This is a genomic window from uncultured Paraglaciecola sp. (assembly GCF_937123705.1).
Classification (GTDB): Bacteria; Pseudomonadota; Gammaproteobacteria; order Enterobacterales; family Alteromonadaceae; genus Paraglaciecola.
On the sequence record NZ_CAKZKO010000204.1, the window covers coordinates 56,226 to 75,401 of the forward strand.

16 protein-coding genes are annotated in these 19,176 nt (G+C 41.2%); 8 read left to right on the top strand and 8 right to left on the bottom strand.

Features of this window, described 5'->3' with window-relative positions:
* Positions 1-59: 59 nt before the first annotated feature.
* Together Q0688_RS25195 and Q0688_RS25200 are read right to left on the bottom strand one after the other, a co-directional pair.
* Positions 60-1,604, bottom strand: a complete 1,545-nt coding sequence (locus Q0688_RS25195; RefSeq protein ID WP_299083979.1) for a hypothetical protein — start codon at positions 1,602-1,604, stop codon at positions 60-62.
* Positions 1,605-1,760: 156 nt separating this feature from the next.
* Complete coding sequence (locus Q0688_RS25200) at positions 1,761-2,210, bottom strand: hypothetical protein (protein WP_299083982.1); 450 nt, start codon at positions 2,208-2,210, stop codon at positions 1,761-1,763.
* Between the two features lie 127 nt (positions 2,211-2,337).
* Here Q0688_RS25200 and Q0688_RS25205 point away from each other — a divergent pair, with 127 nt between their 5' ends.
* Positions 2,338-3,459, top strand: a complete 1,122-nt coding sequence (locus Q0688_RS25205; RefSeq protein WP_299083985.1) for a PQQ-dependent sugar dehydrogenase — start codon at positions 2,338-2,340, stop codon at positions 3,457-3,459.
* A 188-nt stretch (positions 3,460-3,647) separates the two neighbouring features.
* Entirely contained in the window at positions 3,648-6,455 is a 2,808-nt protein-coding gene (locus Q0688_RS25210; RefSeq protein WP_299083989.1) for a bifunctional aconitate hydratase 2/2-methylisocitrate dehydratase, read from the top strand.
* 63 nt (positions 6,456-6,518) lie between these two features.
* Here the strand turns inward: Q0688_RS25210 and Q0688_RS25215 are convergent, their stop codons facing one another.
* Positions 6,519-6,875, bottom strand: a complete 357-nt coding sequence (locus Q0688_RS25215; protein WP_299083992.1) for a VOC family protein — start codon at positions 6,873-6,875, stop codon at positions 6,519-6,521.
* 140 nt (positions 6,876-7,015) lie between these two features.
* Positions 7,016-7,903 (bottom strand): LysR family transcriptional regulator, encoded by an 888-nt coding sequence (locus Q0688_RS25220; protein WP_299083995.1) that lies wholly within the window; start codon positions 7,901-7,903, stop codon positions 7,016-7,018.
* A gap of 123 nt (positions 7,904-8,026) precedes the next feature.
* Here Q0688_RS25220 and Q0688_RS25225 point away from each other — a divergent pair, with 123 nt between their 5' ends.
* The gene (locus Q0688_RS25225) at positions 8,027-8,260 is read left to right on the top strand and encodes a hypothetical protein (RefSeq protein WP_299084000.1); all 234 of its coding nucleotides are present in this window, start codon (positions 8,027-8,029) and stop codon (positions 8,258-8,260) included.
* Between the two features lie 35 nt (positions 8,261-8,295).
* A complete protein-coding gene (locus Q0688_RS25230) occupies positions 8,296-8,739 on the top strand; it encodes a DUF192 domain-containing protein (protein ID WP_299084004.1) in 444 nt (147 codons plus the stop codon).
* A 9-nt stretch (positions 8,740-8,748) separates the two neighbouring features.
* Here Q0688_RS25230 and Q0688_RS25235 read toward each other — a convergent pair whose 3' ends face one another.
* The gene (locus Q0688_RS25235; protein ID WP_299084007.1) at positions 8,749-10,281 is read right to left on the bottom strand and encodes an amidase; all 1,533 of its coding nucleotides are present in this window, start codon (positions 10,279-10,281) and stop codon (positions 8,749-8,751) included.
* A 220-nt stretch (positions 10,282-10,501) separates the two neighbouring features.
* Between Q0688_RS25235 and lysC the strand changes: the two genes are divergently transcribed.
* On the top strand, positions 10,502-11,863 hold the full coding sequence (gene lysC, locus Q0688_RS25240) for a lysine-sensitive aspartokinase 3 (protein ID WP_299084010.1): 1,362 nt from the start codon (positions 10,502-10,504) through the stop codon (positions 11,861-11,863).
* Between the two features lie 56 nt (positions 11,864-11,919).
* Here lysC and Q0688_RS25245 read toward each other — a convergent pair whose 3' ends face one another.
* The 3 genes from Q0688_RS25245 to Q0688_RS25255 form a co-directional block, all read right to left on the bottom strand.
* A complete protein-coding gene (locus Q0688_RS25245; RefSeq protein WP_299084013.1) occupies positions 11,920-12,087 on the bottom strand; it encodes a hypothetical protein in 168 nt (55 codons plus the stop codon).
* A gap of 68 nt (positions 12,088-12,155) precedes the next feature.
* The gene (locus Q0688_RS25250; RefSeq protein WP_299084018.1) at positions 12,156-15,203 is read right to left on the bottom strand and encodes a hypothetical protein; all 3,048 of its coding nucleotides are present in this window, start codon (positions 15,201-15,203) and stop codon (positions 12,156-12,158) included.
* Positions 15,187-16,062 carry an ABC transporter ATP-binding protein gene (locus tag Q0688_RS25255; protein ID WP_299084023.1) on the bottom strand — a complete coding sequence of 292 codons (876 nt, stop codon included), beginning with the start codon at positions 16,060-16,062 and terminating at the stop codon, positions 15,187-15,189. The genes Q0688_RS25250 and Q0688_RS25255 overlap by 17 nt, the downstream gene beginning before the upstream one ends.
* A gap of 221 nt (positions 16,063-16,283) precedes the next feature.
* Between Q0688_RS25255 and Q0688_RS25260 the strand changes: the two genes are divergently transcribed.
* Genes Q0688_RS25260 through Q0688_RS27715 form a run of 3 tightly spaced genes read left to right on the top strand, consistent with a single transcriptional unit; the run spans position 16,284 to position 19,153 of the window.
* Positions 16,284-17,753, top strand: a complete 1,470-nt coding sequence (locus Q0688_RS25260) for a sensor histidine kinase (protein WP_299084026.1) — start codon at positions 16,284-16,286, stop codon at positions 17,751-17,753.
* Positions 17,750-18,436 (top strand): LytTR family DNA-binding domain-containing protein, encoded by a 687-nt coding sequence (locus tag Q0688_RS25265; RefSeq protein ID WP_299084029.1) that lies wholly within the window; start codon positions 17,750-17,752, stop codon positions 18,434-18,436. The genes Q0688_RS25260 and Q0688_RS25265 overlap by 4 nt, the downstream gene beginning before the upstream one ends.
* Positions 18,437-18,439: 3 nt before the next feature.
* Positions 18,440-19,153, top strand: a complete 714-nt coding sequence (locus Q0688_RS27715; RefSeq protein WP_367179840.1) for a DUF3667 domain-containing protein — start codon at positions 18,440-18,442, stop codon at positions 19,151-19,153.
* Positions 19,154-19,176 lie beyond the last annotated feature (23 nt).

The window sequence follows — 19,176 nt, forward strand, 5'->3', positions numbered from 1 at the left end:
TATTTTAAAAATATCGATTAAACCCAAAAAAGAAAACCTAAGCCCTCCACTGATAGGGCTTAGTTTGTATGCATATGCTGTTTAGCTTTTTTAGCGCCTAAAAGGCTGTTTAATCTGTATGGATTGATTTTTAAACTGGCTTGGTAGGCAAGTAGGGCATTGCTGTAGTCGGCAGTCAACATCAGCATATCGCCTAATAACTCTCTTGAGGGCAAAACCGCACCTGGGGTGACTGGGTTTTTATCTAATGAGTCTTCAAGATCTGCTGCTTTGCTTAATTGTTTTAGTGCTTTTTCTTTATTGCCCCGGCCGTAAGTCACCCAAGCAGCCACAGTTTGTCTTTGTGCGTCCACTAAAATGGCCCAATAGTGAGGACTTATGGCGAGGGTTTGATTATATAACTCATCCAATTTATGGATGTTTTCTTGGGCGGCGCGCCAGTCCTGCATCTTTGCTGCACCTAAGCCACGAGCAAAGTAAGTGATCGCTTCTACTTGTGGAAATTTATCCCAAGCAAAGTAATTAGGCTGCCTGATTTTAAGTTGGCTGGCTTGCGCCCAGTTATGGCTCTCAAGGGCTAATCTAGCGGGGATAGTTGATAACGCATAGGCCGCGGGAAACGTTGCTTGTATAGGGTGATGGCTGTTTAGCTCTGCAATGGCTTTAAGCGCCCCTGGGGCATTATCAGTTTGCAAATAGCCATAAACGAGATAATCGATAGCATGGGAATAATGCATAGAGGTTGCGTTTTTAGTGGGGTATTTAAGTGCCGCGTTAGCGGAACGAATATTCCAATCTATTACCTGATCCCATTTACCTAAGCGCACAAACACATGGCTGGGCATGTGCAAGGCATGGGGAACGTCGGGTGCTATTTTGCCGTAGGCATTGGCAATATCCACCGCAAGGTGCGCCAAAATTGGGTTGTCGTAGGCATGAATACTGTAATGCACAGCTCCAGGGTGAGTGGGGTGTTTAACAAATATCTGCTGCAACACCTCCCCAGCTTGTTGCTGCTGACTAAAAGTGTTGTCTTTTTTGGAAGCGGTGGATAATTCAGATAACGCATAAAATGCCTGTGCGTCTATATCATTTGGGAAACGTTGATAAAGTTGCCGCTGCGCTTTGGCCCATGCGGCTACACGCTTTTTATCTGTGGTATTTTGCCAGTTTGTAAAATAAGCTGCCGCTGCTTCGATATAGCCTTTTTCTCTGGGGGAACGGGGTAATGTAGCGGCGATATTGAGGGCATTCACACCTCGTTCTAAGGCTTCGGGTGTAATCTTATCAGGCCATAGCGGATGAAAAAGACTCATGGCATAACCCCAATAAAACATGGCACACTGGGGTGATTTATTTATCCATTCTTGAAAAAACACTTCGGCTTGGGCGTACATCATATGATGTAACAGGGCTACGCCTGAGTTGATGGCCACTTGTTGGTCTTTTGGGCATGAAATAGCAAATTCTACCTCACCCAAATACCCTAATTTTTTGAGGATAATATCATCGTCTTTATGTCCTTCGTGGGAAAAACAAACAGAGCTAAAAAACAACGCTAAAACGGCGATCCAGAGTATATGAAAATGCTTTCCAAATGACATAAATCCCTACCTTGGTAAATATGTATCAATGCATCACAAGCTTAATGACCTAATAATGAAGGAAACCGACACCTAGTTAAATGCACAATAAAAGAACAATAGAAAATTCAGTATAGGGCAGTATCAATAATCAGCTAGGCATTTTTCAGATCGCTATCAGGCTAAGCTATTTTTTCTAAGATAAGTAAACACGCCACCACCTATGGCACCGGCCAAACTTTGACAGGCAAAGCCAAAAGTACTGCGAGCACCAGCAATAAGGGTGATGTCTAAAATGGGCTGCATGGCTAAAAGCGCAATGGATACGCCCGTTCCACCCGCTAAGGCATATAAAATGTACGGTGATAACGACACGCGTTTAACGATTAAGTTTGCCACAATAAAGGCGATGCAAAAGCTTAGGGCAATCACTACGCCGTAGGTTGGGCATAAACCTAATAAGTCATCAAGGCTCATACTGAGTCTGTCGTTGAGTGAAATTTCCACACCTATTTGGGTCAGTTCAGCCATGACAAATTGGCTGTGAAACAAGCTTGCTAATACAAACGCAAAAATCACAGCGACAAGAAAATGTGAACAAAGCCTAAGGAAAAATTTAAAATTCATAATGGGTTCTTACTTGGTTTAGCTGCGCAAAATAGATTGGGGGCGATAATGAGCGAACTGGATGTTAATATCAATAAAACTATGCTCCGCCAAGCGGATCTTTTTCAAATGTAGAGATAATATATTTATGCGACATCAGGGTTTTATATTGGGGCTTATCATCCTCTTTGGTAGCAATTTTAATGGTTTGGCGGCGCAGCAGCCACAGTTTCCCGACTATCAAATACAAGAAGTCGCCAGTGGTTTAGATTTTCCTTGGTCTTTGGCATTTTTACCCGATGGAAGGTTATTGGTGACCGAACGTGCGGGTCACTTAAGATTAATCAGTGATGGCAACATCTCTGAGCCTATTGCTGGCCTGCCAACAGATATTTTTGTTAAGGGCCAAGGCGGTTTACTTGAAGTGGTATTACACCCCAATTTTGCGGCTAATAAGTGGTTATATATTTCTTATGCCTCAGGACGTGCAGATAAAAATGCTTTGAAAGTGATACGGGCAAGGTTAATAAACAACAAACTAGAAGAGCAGCAAGTTGTTTTCACTGCAGCGCCGTTTAAATCAACACCAGTACATTATGCTGGGCGTATGGCATTTTTACCTGATAATACCTTACTTATCACCAGCGGTGATGGTTTTGACTACCGAGAAGACGCGCAGCGTTTAGATAGTTTGTTGGGCAAGGTTATTCGTATCAATGACGACGGTAGCATGCCCAAAAATAATCCCTTTTTAACTGACAATGCAGATGCACTTAGTCACTACGTATTTAGCTACGGACATAGAAACCCCCAAGCCATTTTGTACGATCCAGTGCGTGAGGTGATTTTTTCACATGAACATGGCCCCGATGGTGGCGATGAATTAAATATTATTCAGGCAGGCGTAAACTATGGTTGGCCAGTTATTACTTATGGCAATGACTACATAGGTGGGCGAATTAGCCCGTTTACCGAATACCCCAATATGCAACAACCCTTTGTAGACTGGACACCTTCTATTGCGCCATCGGGAATGGCTGTTCATCAAGGTGAGATGTTTAGTGAGTTAAATGGTGACTTGTTAGTGAGTGTGCTCAAGTTTCAAGAAGTACGCTGGCTGCGATTGGATGGTTTGGAAGTTGTAGGGCAGACTTCACTGTTTAAAGAATTAGCACAAAGAATTCGTGATGTAAGAGTGCATTCCGATGGTTCAATTTATATTTTGACCGATAGTAAAGCAGGGAAAATTATCAGAGTGATCGCAAATTAATTTTTTTCTGTCTAGTATGTTAAAAAACTGTAAATTTCAATAACTTATAAATTAAATATATAGTGATTATAAGCAAACTAAAGCAATCGCTAATATCACTTTTGTTCAATAACCCTTATAATTATCCGGTTAAATTCCATAGTGCTGATTTTATATGATTAGCAAGTTATAGCCCTTGGGAGGCGTAAATGAGTTTGTTTTTAGAATATATCGAAGAAATTAAAACACGTAAAAATGAGTTAGGGCTAGCGCCTAAGCCAATTGATAGTGCTGAACTATTAGCAGAAATCATTGAGCAAATTAAAGATACAGACCATGCTCACCGAGCAGAATCACTAAACTTCTTTATTTATAATACCTTGCCGGGCACAACTAGTGCTGCTGGTGTAAAAGCAGCATTCTTAAAAGAAATTATTCTTGGCCAAGCTATGGTTGCTGAAATTTCAGTTGAATTTGCATTTGAACTGTTATCACACATGAAAGGTGGTCCTTCAATTGAAGTGTTACTTGACCTTGCATTAGGTGACAACGCTGCGTTAGCTGCTCAAGCATCAGCGGTATTAAAAACTCAAGTGTTTTTATACGACGCAGACACAGCCCGCCTTGAAAGCGCGTTTAAAGCAGGCAATGCCGTTGCTAAAGATTTGCTAGAAAGTTACGCCCAAGCTGAGTTTTTTACCAAGCTACCTGATGTCGCTTCAAAAATTGAAGTAGTCACTTATATTGCCGGTGAAGGTGATATTTCAACTGACTTATTGTCACCCGGTCATCAAGCCCACTCTCGTGCCGATCGTGAGTTACACGGCCAATGTATGATCACCCCAGAAGCACAACAAGAAATTCAAGCCTTACAAGCTAAGCACCCTAACGCCAAAGTGATGTTAATCGCCGAAAAAGGCACTATGGGTGTAGGTTCATCGCGTATGTCGGGTGTGAATAACGTGGCGTTGTGGGCCGGTAAACAAGCTAGTCCTTATGTGCCATTTATTAACATTGCGCCTGTAGTTGCAGGTACAAATGGTATCGCACCTATCTTCTTAACTACTGTTGATGTAACTGGTGGTATTGGTCTTGACCTTAAAAACTGGGTGAAAAAAGTAGACGCTAACGGTAAAACGGTTGTTGACGATAATGGCGATGCTGTACTTGAAGAAGCCTATTCAGTAGCAACGGGTACAGTATTAACCATAGATACTAAAGCCATGAAGCTTTATAACGGTGACAAAGAATTAGTAGACGTATCTTCTGCTTTCACACCGCAAAAAGTGGAGTTTATGAAAGCTGGCGGTTCTTACGCTGTTGTATTTGGTAAGAAACTACAAACATTTGCAGCCGAAACCCTAGGGGTTGAAGCGCCAGTGGTTTATGCCGCTTCGAAAGAAATTTCTGTTGCAAACCAAGGCTTAACTGCCGTTGAAAAAATCTTTAACCGTAATGCAGTAGGCGTAGCGTCGGAGGCTCCTTTGCATGCAGGCTCTAACGTTCGTGTCAAAGTCAATATTGTAGGCTCACAAGACACCACAGGCCCAATGACGTGCCAAGAATTAGAAGCCATGGCCGCATCGACTATATCTCCACTTGTTGACGGTGCATACCAATCGGGTTGTCACACCGCGTCTGTTTGGGATAGCAAAGCCAAAGCGAACATTCCAAAATTGATGAGCTTTATGAATGCCTTTGGTCTGATTACGGCCCGCGATCCTAAAGGTCAATACCCAGCCATGACTGACGTTATTCACAAAGTCTTGAATGATATTACGGTAGACGACCGCGCTATCATCATTGGTGGTGACTCACATACTCGTATGTCTAAAGGTGTGGCCTTTGGTGCTGACTCAGGCACAGTAGCCTTGGCACTGGCAACAGGTGAAGCGGCTATGCCTATCCCCGAGTCAGTCAAAGTCACCTTTAAAGGTAAAATGAAAGGTTATATGGATTTTCGTGATGTGGTGCACTCCACCCAAGCGCAAATGCTCAAACAGTTCGGTGGCGAAAACGTGTTCCAAGGCCGCGTAATTGAAGTACATATTGGTACTTTGTTAGCCGACCAAGCGTTTACTTTCACTGACTGGTCTGCAGAGATGAAAGCCAAAGCATCAATCTGTATTTCTGAAGATGAGACCTTAATTGGCTCATTAGAAATCGCCAAAAGCCGTATCCAAATCATGATTGATAAAGGTATGGAAAACCCTGCCAAGACCTTGCAGGGTCTAATCGATATGGCCAATAAGCGTATCGAAGGTATTAAATCGGGAGAAACACCAGCACTCACTCCAGACAACAATGCTAATTATTTTGCAGAAGTAGTGGTTGATTTAGATCAAATCGATGAGCCTATGATTGCCGATCCTGATGTGAATAACGATGATGTGTCTAAGCGTTATACCCATGACGTTATTCGTCCAGTATCTTTCTATGCCGATAAACCCGTTGATTTAGGTTTTGTTGGTTCGTGTATGGTGCATAAAGGTGATATGCAAATTATCGCGCAAATGTTCCGTAACATTGAAAAGAACAACGGAAAAATTGAGTTTAAAGCGCCGCTAGTGGTTGCTCCGCCCACATACAACATTGTTGACGAGCTTAAAGCTGAAGGTGATTGGGAAATTCTACAGAAGTATTCTGGTTTCGAATTTGACGATGCATCACCTAAAAACGCGGCACGTACTAAGTACGACAACATCATGTACCTAGAACGCCCAGGTTGTAACTTATGTATGGGTAACCAAGAAAAGGCAGAACCTGGCGATACCGTTATTGCTACCTCAACGCGCTTGTTCCAAGGTCGTGTGGTTGCAGATTCTGCTGAGAAAAAAGGCGAGTCGTTGTTAGGCTCTACGCCTCTAGTGGTACTGTCAACTATGTTGGGACGTTTCCCATCAATGGATGAGTACACCGCAGCGGTTGATGGCATTAATCTTACTGATTTTGCGCCACCTACTCATGCACTCACATCAGCGCCAGCGGTTGCTGTTAGAATTGCCGATCCTAGCTAAAGGCTTCGGTTATCTTATTCAAAGTAAAACAAGCTGTAACGCTTGTTTTACTTTGTTAAGTTTTTAAGCAGAAAAAACGATTTTATTTTTATCTAAGTCTCTGCCATAAGCAGAAAATTTAGGTCCCCGTTGATTCGGCTCACCTTCACAGGTGCCGCCCAATTCAATCAGCTTGTTATGCAGCCGTGTTACTTCTTCTTTTGAGCCAACATTAAAACCAATCATGGTGCCATTGCCGTTAGTGGCGGGTGCTTCATTAAAAGGTATGGCCACTGCAAAGGCAAAATCGTCACATTGCCAGAAGGTCATTCTGTCGGTGGCTAACACTTGCTTAAGGGCTGTTTTTTCAAATAGTGAATCGTAGAATTGCATAGCGGCAGCCATGTTATTTGTGCCAAGAACACAATAGTCCATTTTCATAGTTAATTTCTCTTATCTGTAATAGAGGGCGTTACCCCCAAAGGGTAAAGAGAAGTATATCTATCGCGCTATAAGCCAACAATGCGCGTAACTGCATGCTGGCTATACATAAATGCATGGCATAATTGATTGGCTGTGTGTTATTTGTTCATCTGTGCCGCTAAACATTCAAATACAACGCGTAATCGACGACTGGTTTTTAATTCTCTATGGGCGACTAGCCAAGTTTCCTTTTCAAAAGCGGGGAAATCGGGCAGCACTCTTGCCACTAAAGGCTCGGCATCACCTATATCTGTTGTCATAAACCCAATACCTATGCCTTGCTTAACCATTTGCCATTGGACCAAGTGGTTAGCCACAATAACCGGGAAGTTACCTTCGCTTAATTGAAAACCAAATTTGTTAAGGTAGGAAATAATGGCATTAGAACGATCTTCTCTAAAAAAAATCGCGTTATTCAAATCTTGGGGAGACTGCCTTGCCTCAAGGCTTTGAATATAATGGTGCGATGCGTATAAATGCCCACAAGTATTTTTTACTCGTTTGGCGATAAGTTCTTGCTGGGTGGGGCGATAATTACGAATCGCAATATCTGCCTCACGGCGGGCCAAATCGCTAGTATCCCTTGTGGCTATTATTTCTATCTCAATTTTTGGCCACTGGTTACGTAATTTTTCTATGATAGGTGGTAGAACAAAGGCCGAAATCATCTCTGTGGCACTGATACACACGCTGCCTGCAACTGTATCTGCATGGCCCGACGCTAAACGAGATAACTGGGTTGCCGCTTCGGCCATGGTTTTTACTTGCGCCATTAAGTCGGCGCCACTTTGGGTCAGCACTAATCCTGAATTTGTTCTTTCAAACAATGACACACCCAGCTCGGCTTCAAGCGCAGATACCTGTCGGCCCACAGTTGGCTGGGTCATATCTAATGCCCGAGCAGCAGCCGATAGCGAGCCTTCTTCTGCTGTCACAAGAAATGCCCGTGCTCGATTCCAATCAAACTTGATAGCGCGTCTATCCATGCAATGATCCTATAGGTGATGTTGAAAATTTCGCAGCGTGTTTTATCAGCATTAATATCAATATACTGTAACCTTGCTATAAAATCAGAATCGCTTGAGTGGCCACTTTCAAATAGAGAAAAAATGCTGGTATTAAAAAGAAGATTACTAATAGCAATAGTTGTTTTGTTAGCCAACGGTTGTACTAAAAATAACATTAGGCAAGTGTTGGGTAGTGCAGTTGCTGATGGCGCAGATACACAAGTTAGATACGATCCTCAGGCGTGTAGACTCTTGCAACAGCGTTGTGTACAAGGTGACTTTCAAACTTGGCAAACCAGCGATAAAAAAGTGGGTTGTTCGTGCAAAAAGTTGTAACCTAAGTGCCTAATTTTATTCAATAATTAAAAGATATGCCAAAGTATCCTATTGTTGCAGTATTTTTCGTTTTTAGTTTATTGTCTAGTCTTGCCGTTGCCAATCAAACTGAGGTAGTTTTTCCTCAGACTGCTGTGCAAGTTAAGAATAATACTTATACGCTAGAATATGCCCATACCTTTGAACAACGAGCTCAAGGTTTGATGCACAGAGAGTCAATGTGTGAAAACTGCGGTATGTTATTTAATTTCCAACAAGCCAGAATGGCTTCCATGTGGATGAAGAATACTCTGATCCCCCTAGACATCGCTTTTATTCGAGCCGATGGCATCATTACTGACATTAAAGCTATGCAGCCCCATGATTTATCAACAACTAATGCCTCGCAACCTGTGTACTACGCGTGGGAAATGAATCAAGGCTGGTTTGCAAAAAACGGTATCCAAGTCGGGGATACCGTTACCATTTCTGCTAAGTAGCGGGTGATTTTAGAGCTTAGGTGTGACCCTTGCCTGAGTCAGTTGCTCAAACTCGTAGGCGGCTTGCACTAATACCGCTTCAGATAATTTGCCGCCAATAAAGCTAATATTTACAGGCATGTGTTGCACCTTACCCATAGGCACAGTGACATGTGGATAACCACTTACTGCCGGTGCCGAGCTGGCCGAACCCATATAGTTATCACCATTGATATGATCAATCTTCCATGCGGGTACTGTGGTGGGTGCGATGAGAAAGTCGACATTGTGCTTGGCTAAAGTGGCATCAATACCCAACACGCCCGCTTGCTTTTTACTATTTGCCAAGGCATCCATATAAGGTTTTTCATTCAGATTAGGTGCTGCTTGGGCAGCAATAAATATCTCTTGTTCGAAAAAGGGCATAGTGCGGGCCGCAAATTCAGTGTTTTTGGCAATCGCCTGCTTTAAACTTTTTAGCGGGGCGTTGGATTGCTCGAAATATTGATTTAAGTCCGCTTTAAATTCTGCTAGTAATACTGTGTATTCGTCTTTGCTCCACTTTCCTTTAGTCTCAATGTTGGCATTGTCTACTATGATGGCGCCCGCTTGCTTAAACACGGCAAGCTGTTGGTTAAATACCTGATCAAGGTCAGGGTGATAGCCCATCATATTTCGCGTTATGCCAATACGTTTGCCTTTTAGGCCACCCATTTTAAGGTGTTGGCGTAGATTCATTGCCGCAAGTGAGGCTTTGTCTGATGCATCGATGCCCATCATGGCTTCTAGCATAATAACCGCATCGGTAACGGTGCGGGTCATAGGGCCTGCGGTATCTTGGGAGTGGGCAATAGGAATAATACCGCTTCGGCTCAGTAACCCTAAAGTGGGTTTGATACCTACAATACCGTTAACCGCAGCAGGGCAGGTGACAGAGCCATCGGTTTCTGTGCCGACTGCCAATAACGCAAAGTCTGCCGCAATAGCCGCGCCCGATCCCGCGCTTGAACCACATGGCGAACGGGTAACATCGTGTGGATTAAGCGTTTGCCCATGTAAGCTACTCCAACCGCTTGATGATTTTGATGAACGAAAATTGGCCCATTCCGACAAGTTCGCTTTACCTAAAATAATGGCGTCTTCTGCAATCAAGCGGGCCACCACAAAGGCATCCTGCTTAGGTTGATGCTCGCGTAATAACCAAGAGCCGGCACTGTTCACCATGCCTTTGGCATCTAAATTGTCTTTCAATAACACAAATGCACCAAATAAACTGCCAAGATTTTTATTGTTATCTAGCTTATTTTGCAATGCGGCGACTTGCTGTTTTAGCGCAGGATTAAGCTGTGCAACTGAATTGATGTTGCTACCGCCTTGGTCGAATTGTTCGATGCGATTGAGATAATAATCCAACACTTCGACTAAGGTGACATCGCCGCTTTTTAACATAGCTTGGGTTTTAGCGAGGGTTAAATTGGATAAGTCTGTTTTATCGTCAGAATAAGCGGGTGAAGCAAAGATAAGAAAAGTAGACACTAAGAGTACAGCGATATTACGCACCATGGAAGAACCTTGTAAATTGATAATTACCTCATAGTGCCGAAATTCAGCGCAAATAGGTAGCTTTGCACTGAGTCTTTTTCTTTAAACCTTTAAGGCGGTGCGTAAAGATGAATATACTATTCCAAAAAAGCAGTTTAATGGGGCTATTTTTACTTTTTAATTATAAATAAAAACTGATACTTTTATATCCATCAGCTTTAGTGTGAAGAGTGCAGTGACCGTGTCTGAAAATCTAGTGAATAGCCTTAATGTCGCCAAGTTTGGTGGCACCAGTGTGGCCAATTATGCCGCAATGCAAAACTGCGCCAGTATCATTAAAAACAACCCAAAAACAAAAGTGGTGGTGGTGAGTGCCTCGGCCGGCGTCACGAATTTGCTGGTGGATATTGCTCATACCGCCATGTCAAAACAGCAAATCCAACAAAAGTTGACCGAGATAGATAAGATTCAACGGGCTATTTTGCAGGAATTAACACAAGCTAAGTTGGTTGCACCAAAGCTACAGCAGCTGCAAAGCTCATTGTCTGAGTTAGCCCTACACGAAGAATTATTACACCGAGCCGATTTAAAAGACGCCTTGTTATCTCATGGCGAAAGAATGTCGTCATTGTTGTTCAGCGCTGTTCTTATGCAAATTGGTGTTAAAGCCGAAAACTTTGATGTGCGCAAAGTGCTTAAAACCAACAGTGAATTTGGTCAGGCTGTTCCTGATCTAGAGCAAATAAAGGCCGCAGCCACACAATTAATGTTAGCTACCTTGCAAGATACTGTACTGGTTACCCAAGGGTTTATCGGAGCCGACGAGCAAGGAAATACCACAACCTTGGGCAGAGGTGGCTCAGATTTTACTGCGGCCCTGTTAGCGGAAGCCTTAAACGCCCAAACCTGCGAAATTTGGACAGACGTGATTGGGGTATATACCACAGACCCAAGGATCACCGACACTGCACGGCCGCTACCCGAATTAAGTTTCGAAGAAGCTGCTGAAATGGCCACCTTCGGCGCTAAAGTGTTACATCCCGCCACTATGGAACCGGCCCTAAGGCAAGATATTAAAGTGTTTGTAGGCTCAAGCAGAGAGCCAGAAAAAGGCGGCACTTGGATTGCCCGTGATTGTGAAACCGAACCCGCTTATCGTGCTATCACCCGCCGCAAAGAACAAGTAATGGTGACAGTTAAAACCCCTAAGATGATGTACGCTCAGGGTTTTCTACAGAAAGTCTTCACCATAATAGCCAAACATAAACTCAGTGTGGATTTGATCACCACATCAGAAATTTCAGTGTCTTTTACCTTAGACAACCCCGCCAACTCGGTGTTGGAGCGCCTAAACTTAGACACCATAGAAGAGCTCAGCCAATTTTGTGAGGTGCTCGTAGAAGAAAACTACGACTTGGTGACAGTAGTAGGTAACAATATGCACAGCGCAGCAGGAGTATCGAGTAAGATTTTTGCTGCTGTGGCTGACTACAATCTGCGCATGATTTGCTACGGTGCCAATCCTCATAATCTTTCGATGTTAGTAAATGATACTGATAGCCGAGAAGTAGTTTGTGCGCTGCATCGGGATTTGATTGAGTAGCAGGCACTTCTAAAATCGACTACTCATTGCTAGCAAATCGCTTGTAAAATTGTCAGTTAAAACTCTGACAGTCGCTTTTGTGAGTGCTCCATTGCGCTGACTAACATTGTATGGGGAATTTTTTGGTTTGTGATTATATGCTCTGCTGCGCTTCTGTCTTTCATTAAAGCTGATAAAAGCAACAATAAAATGACTGTTATTAGTAAAATTAATTTATTTTTCACATTGTCCTCCTAGGACCTGTTGAATTGTTTTAAAATGCTCAGTGTGGTCATAAAACCTTGCTGGGTTTTTATTGCAAGTGTCTAGTATTCCCGCCGAACATTCTCTCAACTTGCTTACTTTTTTCTGGCGCTAATCCTTGTTTCAGCCGCTCAAGGAAATGCCTTTGGCCAAGCTTGGCTGGATTAGATATATAGTCTGCGAGCGCGCTTTTTAGGGCTGCTTTACCCATTAGATCTTGTAACAAAGCCAATATTTCAAGCGCTCTTAGGGAGGTTTTATGAGGATCATTTTCATCGAAATAGGCTATGGGCCGCTGTGTATTTGATATAACAAGTAACTTATATTCTTTAGCTGATACTTCTAGTAACCTACTTCTAGATTTGACGCCCAGTTTTTGCTCATACATCTCCAGAAGCATAAATCCTTTTATTAGTTCAGCGAGGTGGCGGTCATTGTTGACCTCGCTATTTAGTAGTGCATTTTCGACTATGGGCTCAACAACCTTCTTGTAAAGTAAATCTAAATTTTCATTTGAGTAAGAGATGTTGCGTAAAACGCGGTCAAAGTCCATGACTAACATTCCTGGAGCAACATATGACGAATTTGCAACCTCTGGTGCTGCGAGTATTTTTAACTTTTTAGTGGACTGCACGCCCAAGCTTGTTGGTAGCGAGGTTAATACGTCGTTTACAACATCAATGATATCTTGAGATCTAGCTTGGTTGGTTGGCGCATATAGCTCTATTGAGCTAACCGAGGGAAAGTGATGATAGCTTTCATCTGGCACTGTTGCCCACACAAATTGAAATGGCGTAGCGTCTAACGACTCGTATTTTGAATACACTCGACCATTCTCAAGCCATTGACTTGTAAGATTTCCTTGAGTAGCAACAATATATCCTTTTTGCGTACTGATGACGGTTGAAAATGTAACCCTTGGGCGATCTTGTCTTTGCGACATCTCCGCATTTAGACCATTTTGCACTCTAATTTGTTTATCGTCTGACTCAAAGCTTGATTGGTAGCCAATTTGAGGAAGAAATTTTTCGGTTAAAATGTTGGTGAATTTTTCTTTAACAACCACACTTGAATTCGCTGGCCATAACAGTGGCTGTGCATAGCTCACATCTAAGTTTAAAACTATTTTTTCATTGGGTTGAATGGGTTGACTAAACCTAATGATTTTTTGTTGTAACTTAAAATCTTCAATCACTTCGAAGCTTGAACTCTGTTGAATATTCCAGTTAGTGTAGTTGCCATATCGTCCCAGCAATACTTCATATACAGGAACTTGCCCGTCATTAAACAGGGTATATTTCAAGTCGGCAGTTGCAGTACCTTTGATTGGAAATAAGTTTACCCTTGATTCCACATGGATGAGCTTTGGTTGATACTTACCTTGCCAAATACCGTATTTTTGTTCATAACTGATTCGCCAATTGTCTTGTTGAGCTATGTAAGTTAATGGTTTTTCTTTAATAAGCTGATTATTAATCAACACAACAGAAAACACACACACTAGGGCAAGGGAATAGGGCAATATCGCTTTCTTTCTCGATATTACCGCTACCAAACCTGTACCTCGGTGACTGCGCACTTCAGCAAATAAATAAAGCGTTAGGTTGACCAGTAGCCAAAACAATAGAAAGGGTAAAAATGCCGAGATACTACCATCCATTCCCCAAAAGTGGTTTGTCTCTTGTAATGGTGAGCCTGCAAAATTCCAAAGAAGGTGCGTCATTCCCATGCTAGACATAATGGGGGTAAATTTAACAATGAGTATTGCGCTAATAATCATTCCTGCCTTAGCTGGAGACGAAACGATATTATGAATACACACAAAGCCAATGGATAAGAGTACTAATGGCAAGCTTGAAAGAGCAAATTGAATAACATAGTGAGCTAAAACAATATCAGTTTTTACTATTAACTCTACGATTAACGAAGAAACCGCTGCAATAAAAGCAAGAATAAAAATCAAAATAAACAAAGCGCTGCATTGTGTTAATAATCTAAAAGCGTTACTGACTGGCGTAGTGGCAATAATTTCTGAGAAGCCTTGCTTTTTTTCGTTCCAACATACTAACCAGCTCCACATAGCGATGCATATACCGCCATAGACCAACAGCAAATCATTCGCTACAAAGTTAATCGCATCCAAGCTATTTAGTGCATAACTACCTGTTTGTCGTAGCGAATACAATCCAGAGATAACCTCATTGAACGTTATCCCAGCCCATAGAAGAATTAGCACCAAAGTGGCTTTTGATTTTAAGGAGCTAGTAACTGCGATACGCACCATTTCGGTAAACCTATTTTTTAGCAATAAGCTGTTTCGAGAAACAATATCTTTGTTATTGGCTTTTTTGGTTTTTACACGATTTTTTTGCGGAATTTTTGCAGAAAGCATAATAATGATGAAACTAAATAAAGGTGACAATAAGCGATTCAATAGCAGCTCGTGACTGAACACTGTTTGTTCAACATTTTGGTTATGTAATAAGGGAGTAAAGCCCAATGGGTCAAGCCATAGCATTAAACTATAAAATGATTCATTGACTACAGCGCTTCCTGCGAGAAACGGAAAACCTAGCATTGAACCCAGTAACATATAGCCGCCACCAAATAGCGCACTAAACACATAGATTGAAAAGTTGTTTGCTGTGTACCGAGCGACATAAATCACCAAAGCAGAAACAAAAAACACATTAGGGACAACCAGTACAAAAAAGCTAAACAGTAAATCTTGTACGGCATAACTCTCTGAAGCAGACGCTACCATGACGGCAATAATTAAAAAGCCAATAAAGAAGGGAGTCGTTGTAACTATGAGATGGGAAGTCATCCTCCACAATAACTTAGAACCCTTAGATTGAGGCGTGCAATCAATCAGTTCAGACATATTGGAATTAGGATCGCGAAGGAAAATATTTGCCGCAACAATAGAGACTAAAAATGGTAATACTAGCATTTGCACAAGAGACAATGACTGCAACAAGTCAGTTTGAGAGGTGGCAGCCGACCCTATGATCGTAATGAACAACAAAGCGAGTAGACAAGTCACTATCAAGCTTGGTTGGCGGATCACATACTTAATTTCATTTAGTAGCAACATCTTGACCTCCTTTATTCTTCAACTCAAGAAAGTACCTGTCTTGCAATGTGGCTTCACAAAGTACAGCAGTGGAAGTGGGTTTAGATTCGCTCAGTAAACGCCAAGCAGGTACGCCAAATCGGTAACTTTTGCTTAGTATTGATATCTCTTGGTTTTCAGCAGGACGCTGTTCGCTGTGCCAAATTGCTCCCTTTAACGGCGCAATCAAGGTTTCAACATCTGCACTTTCAATGATACTTCCGTCAATCAATAACGCCACGTGATGACAAAGGTTTTCAATATCTTCAACAATATGGGTTGATAAAATGACCAGTTTATCTTGGCTTATAGTGACTAGAACATCATGCAGTCTTTCTCGTTCAGCAGGATCTAGGCCGGAAGTAGGTTCATCCATTATCAATAAACGAGGGTTGCCAAGCAGGGCTTGCGCTATGCCAAAACGTTGTTTCATGCCACCTGAAAAAGACGCAACACTTTTATTCGCCACGTAAGCAAGATTGGTTAATTCTAATAGTTTGTCTATTTGCGGTGCATAATCTGCTCGCCTAAGCCCTTTTAACAGGGCAATGTGCTCAAGCAGAGCTGTGCAAGACATATTAGGATAAACACCAAAATGTTGTGGAAGATAACCTAGCGTTCTTCTCAAACGTTGAGGGTTTTCAAGGCAGTCAATTCCATCAAAGCTATAACGCCCACTATCCGGCGACTGCAGACAGGCTAGGGTTCTCATCAAAGAAGATTTTCCTGCACCATTTGGCCCCAGCAGCCCAACCATCCCATTGTTCAGACTCAAAGAAACGTCTTTTAAAGCATGAGTTTTATCTGAATACTTCTTATCAATTTGGCTAATTTTTAGCATGTGAGTTCCGCTATGGCTTTCGATAACGACGACTCTAGATGCATTTTGATGGATTGACTAAAGAACAATGATGAGATGGTTGGTTAAGATGATAAGTTTGAAAAATTAGCTTTTGTCATGAAATTCTGATGTTTTGTCATTTTTCTGACTAGAATCGATAAATTGTGTTTAATATCCATCGACTACATTTTTATCAGACAAATTACTAAGCCCTTTATTTTATGAAGCTAGCAATAAGTAAATATGTCCCGTTAATTACCGCACTAGTGATTGTGGCACATATTCTATTTTTCAAATCAGGTAACTTAACTACTGGTAGTTATCTATCGTCGCTATTGAGTTCTTGTCTAATTAGTATCCCGTTTTTCTTATCCGCTTATTTTTCGGACGTGACTAAGGGTTTTAATAGGTATTTCGTATTGATGGCGGGGTTTATATTTTATCCTCTATTGATGCTCGCGCTGCAAGACTCTTTGGTTGGTATAGTCAATTATGTTTGGTCTGTGGATGAATTTGCCATATTTTTTGCATGTTACTTTTTTGCAAACATTCGGGATTGGTTACTAAGGCTTCGCCTGATTCAAGCTAGTAAAAAAATGACAAACTCAGTTACCTTGTTCAATGTCATGCTGTTTATGCTGATCTCAGGCTCATTTTTGATAGCTTTCATTTTAAGCGCGGATCCACAATTTACGGAAGTAACTCGTTTTGGTTTCACTCTGAATATCGATGCAGGGGTGATTAGTGCTTCCCATTTTTTCAGTTTGCTGCTCCAGTGTTTGTTTTTATCGTCTTTACTTATTGGCATTTACTACATCAATAGTCGATACCTAATTAAATACATGTTGTCGCGCCATGGAGTGTATATCTTTTTATGCAGTGTCATTATTTGCACGATCATGTTAACGCCCATTGTTTTTTCATTGATTTCGTTTTTACCGATAGCTAATGTCGAACACAACGCATTGTTATCAGAAACGCTATCTATTTATCATAAAAATAACTACCAAATGGTTTTGGTGACCTTTTTGGTTTTTACACCGCTAATCTTGTTGTTTGAAAAGCAGAAACAAACACAAGAAATCAACGAGTTGTCACAACAGAAAAAACTTTCAGAAATGATGATGCTACAACAGCAGGTTAATCCTCATTTTTTATTTAACACGCTAAATAACATCTATGCTCAATCACTTAGCAACTCAAATAAAACCCCAAAATTAATTAGTCGTCTTGCCAATATGCTAAGGCACACTGTGTACGAAGGGCAAAAAAGCCATGTTTCATTGTCTGATGAAATTCAATTTTTAAAAAACTTTATCGAATTACAAAAATTAAGAGCGAGAGACAATTTGACATTAAAAGTATCCTGGCCTGAAAACCAAGACTCGTCTCTTGTTATCGCGCCGTTACTCTTAATCATTATCATTGAAAATGCGTTTAAGCATTCTATTGAAAAAACTTCAGGTAATTGTGCGATTGCCATCAACTTGTCTATAGATAAAAATCAATTAAACCTGACATGCGAAAACACCTTTGTTGATTGTATTGACGTCAAAAACAAGGCAAGTGGACTTGGGCTATCCAATTTACAGAAAAGGTTAAATATAATTTATCCAGATAACCACCAACTAAAATATGGCAAGTTCGACGAGTGTTGGAAAGTGACATTAACCCTAGAGTTAACTAGATGATAAAAGCCATTATTGTAGACGACGAACCTTTGGCCCACGAGGTGTTGAAGTATCACATCGATCGCCACGGTGACATCGATTTAGTAGCACAAATGAAAAACGCCACCGAAGCGATGAAATGGCTGGTTAATCACTCTGCAGATCTCATATTCCTTGACGTTAATATGCCAGAGTTAAGCGGGGTTGATATGCTAAAAGTGATTTCAAAACAACTGAATGTCATTATCGTTAGCGCCCATAAAGAATATGCACTCGAAGGATTTGAATTGGATGTATTGGATTACTTGCTCAAACCTATCGATGAAGAGCGTTTTGATAAAGCAATACTAAAGTTTCAAAGCCTGGTGAAAAACAAGCAACCCGAAAGAGCAAACACTATTACGATAAAACAGGATAGAGGTTTTAAAGTTTTATCGTTACACAAGATTACGCTCATTCAGGGCTATGGAAATTATGTAAAAGTGTGGCAAGGAGACCACATGGACTTAGCCAATAGCACGCTTAAATCAATTTTAGATGAGCTCCCTTTGGAATATTTTGTTCAGGTAAACAAATCTTCAATTATTTCCAAGGCTCATGTGAAAGAAGTTCACGCAAGGGAAGTGCGTCTCACCTGTGGCCAAAGTGTCAAGCTAAGCAAATTGTATATCAGCGATATTAAACAACTAGTAAAGGCTAATTGATATATGGATATATGCCCGAATTGCACAAATAAACTTACCCGTAAGGACGCTTCTTACTGTTGTTACTGTGGTCAGTCTACTTGCAATTTCAACCAGTCGTTTAAAAAGGTTTTAGTTAGGTCAACCTATGAAATTTTTGATATCGATGGTCGAGTAGCCACTACATTAAAAAAATTACTATTTAGCCCTGCTTTTCTTTCTATCGAATACAGTATCGGGAAAATAAAATCCTATTCTCCGCCTCTGCGAATGTATTTGGTTTCTAGTCTCATACTTTTTATAACAATAGAGCTATTCCAGTCAACCCCTAATCAAACGTTTGATCAAGTAGGAATATTTCTCGTTCCTAAGGGAATATTAGAGCAGCTATCTAGGATTATGTTTGTCATGCTGCCGATATATGCCTGCATATTGCAGTTTTTTCACCAAGATAAGCGTTATATCTATAATCTCATTTTTTCTTTACACATACATTCTCTTAGTAATTTACTATTAACCTCGGCATTAATTGCGCAAAGCCTCGCAACGCACGATTTGATAATAGTTCTAGCAAGCATATTTTTAATAATCTATTTATTAGTCTACATAATCATTGCTATGAAGAAATTTTTTGGCAAATCTTGGATGATAACTACTGTCAATTTTTTAGGGGTTTATGCAATTTACTTATCCAGCTTGGTTTTTGTATTAGAAATAGTATTGAAAACAAAACAGTAGACCATTGAGACTAAGTCCGGTGT

Bases quoted from the DNA above. Each gene is read 5' to 3' on its own strand.
- Q0688_RS25195 (WP_299083979.1), bottom strand. From the start codon at position 1,604: ATGTCATTTGGAAAGCATTTTCATATACTCTGGATCGCCGTTTTAGCG.
- Q0688_RS25200 (WP_299083982.1), bottom strand. From the start codon at position 2,210: ATGAATTTTAAATTTTTCCTTAGGCTTTGTTCACATTTTCTTGTCGCT.
- Q0688_RS25205 (WP_299083985.1), top strand. From the start codon at position 2,338: ATGCGACATCAGGGTTTTATATTGGGGCTTATCATCCTCTTTGGTAGC.
- Q0688_RS25210 (WP_299083989.1), top strand. From the start codon at position 3,648: ATGAGTTTGTTTTTAGAATATATCGAAGAAATTAAAACACGTAAAAAT.
- Q0688_RS25215 (WP_299083992.1), bottom strand. From the start codon at position 6,875: ATGAAAATGGACTATTGTGTTCTTGGCACAAATAACATGGCTGCCGCT.
- Q0688_RS25220 (WP_299083995.1), bottom strand. From the start codon at position 7,903: ATGGATAGACGCGCTATCAAGTTTGATTGGAATCGAGCACGGGCATTT.
- Q0688_RS25225 (WP_299084000.1), top strand. From the start codon at position 8,027: ATGCTGGTATTAAAAAGAAGATTACTAATAGCAATAGTTGTTTTGTTA.
- Q0688_RS25230 (WP_299084004.1), top strand. From the start codon at position 8,296: ATGCCAAAGTATCCTATTGTTGCAGTATTTTTCGTTTTTAGTTTATTG.
- Q0688_RS25235 (WP_299084007.1), bottom strand. From the start codon at position 10,281: ATGGTGCGTAATATCGCTGTACTCTTAGTGTCTACTTTTCTTATCTTT.
- Q0688_RS25250 (WP_299084018.1), bottom strand. From the start codon at position 15,203: ATGTTGCTACTAAATGAAATTAAGTATGTGATCCGCCAACCAAGCTTG.
- Q0688_RS25255 (WP_299084023.1), bottom strand. From the start codon at position 16,062: ATGCTAAAAATTAGCCAAATTGATAAGAAGTATTCAGATAAAACTCAT.
- Q0688_RS25260 (WP_299084026.1), top strand. From the start codon at position 16,284: ATGAAGCTAGCAATAAGTAAATATGTCCCGTTAATTACCGCACTAGTG.
- Q0688_RS25265 (WP_299084029.1), top strand. From the start codon at position 17,750: ATGATAAAAGCCATTATTGTAGACGACGAACCTTTGGCCCACGAGGTG.
- Q0688_RS27715 (WP_367179840.1), top strand. From the start codon at position 18,440: ATGGATATATGCCCGAATTGCACAAATAAACTTACCCGTAAGGACGCT.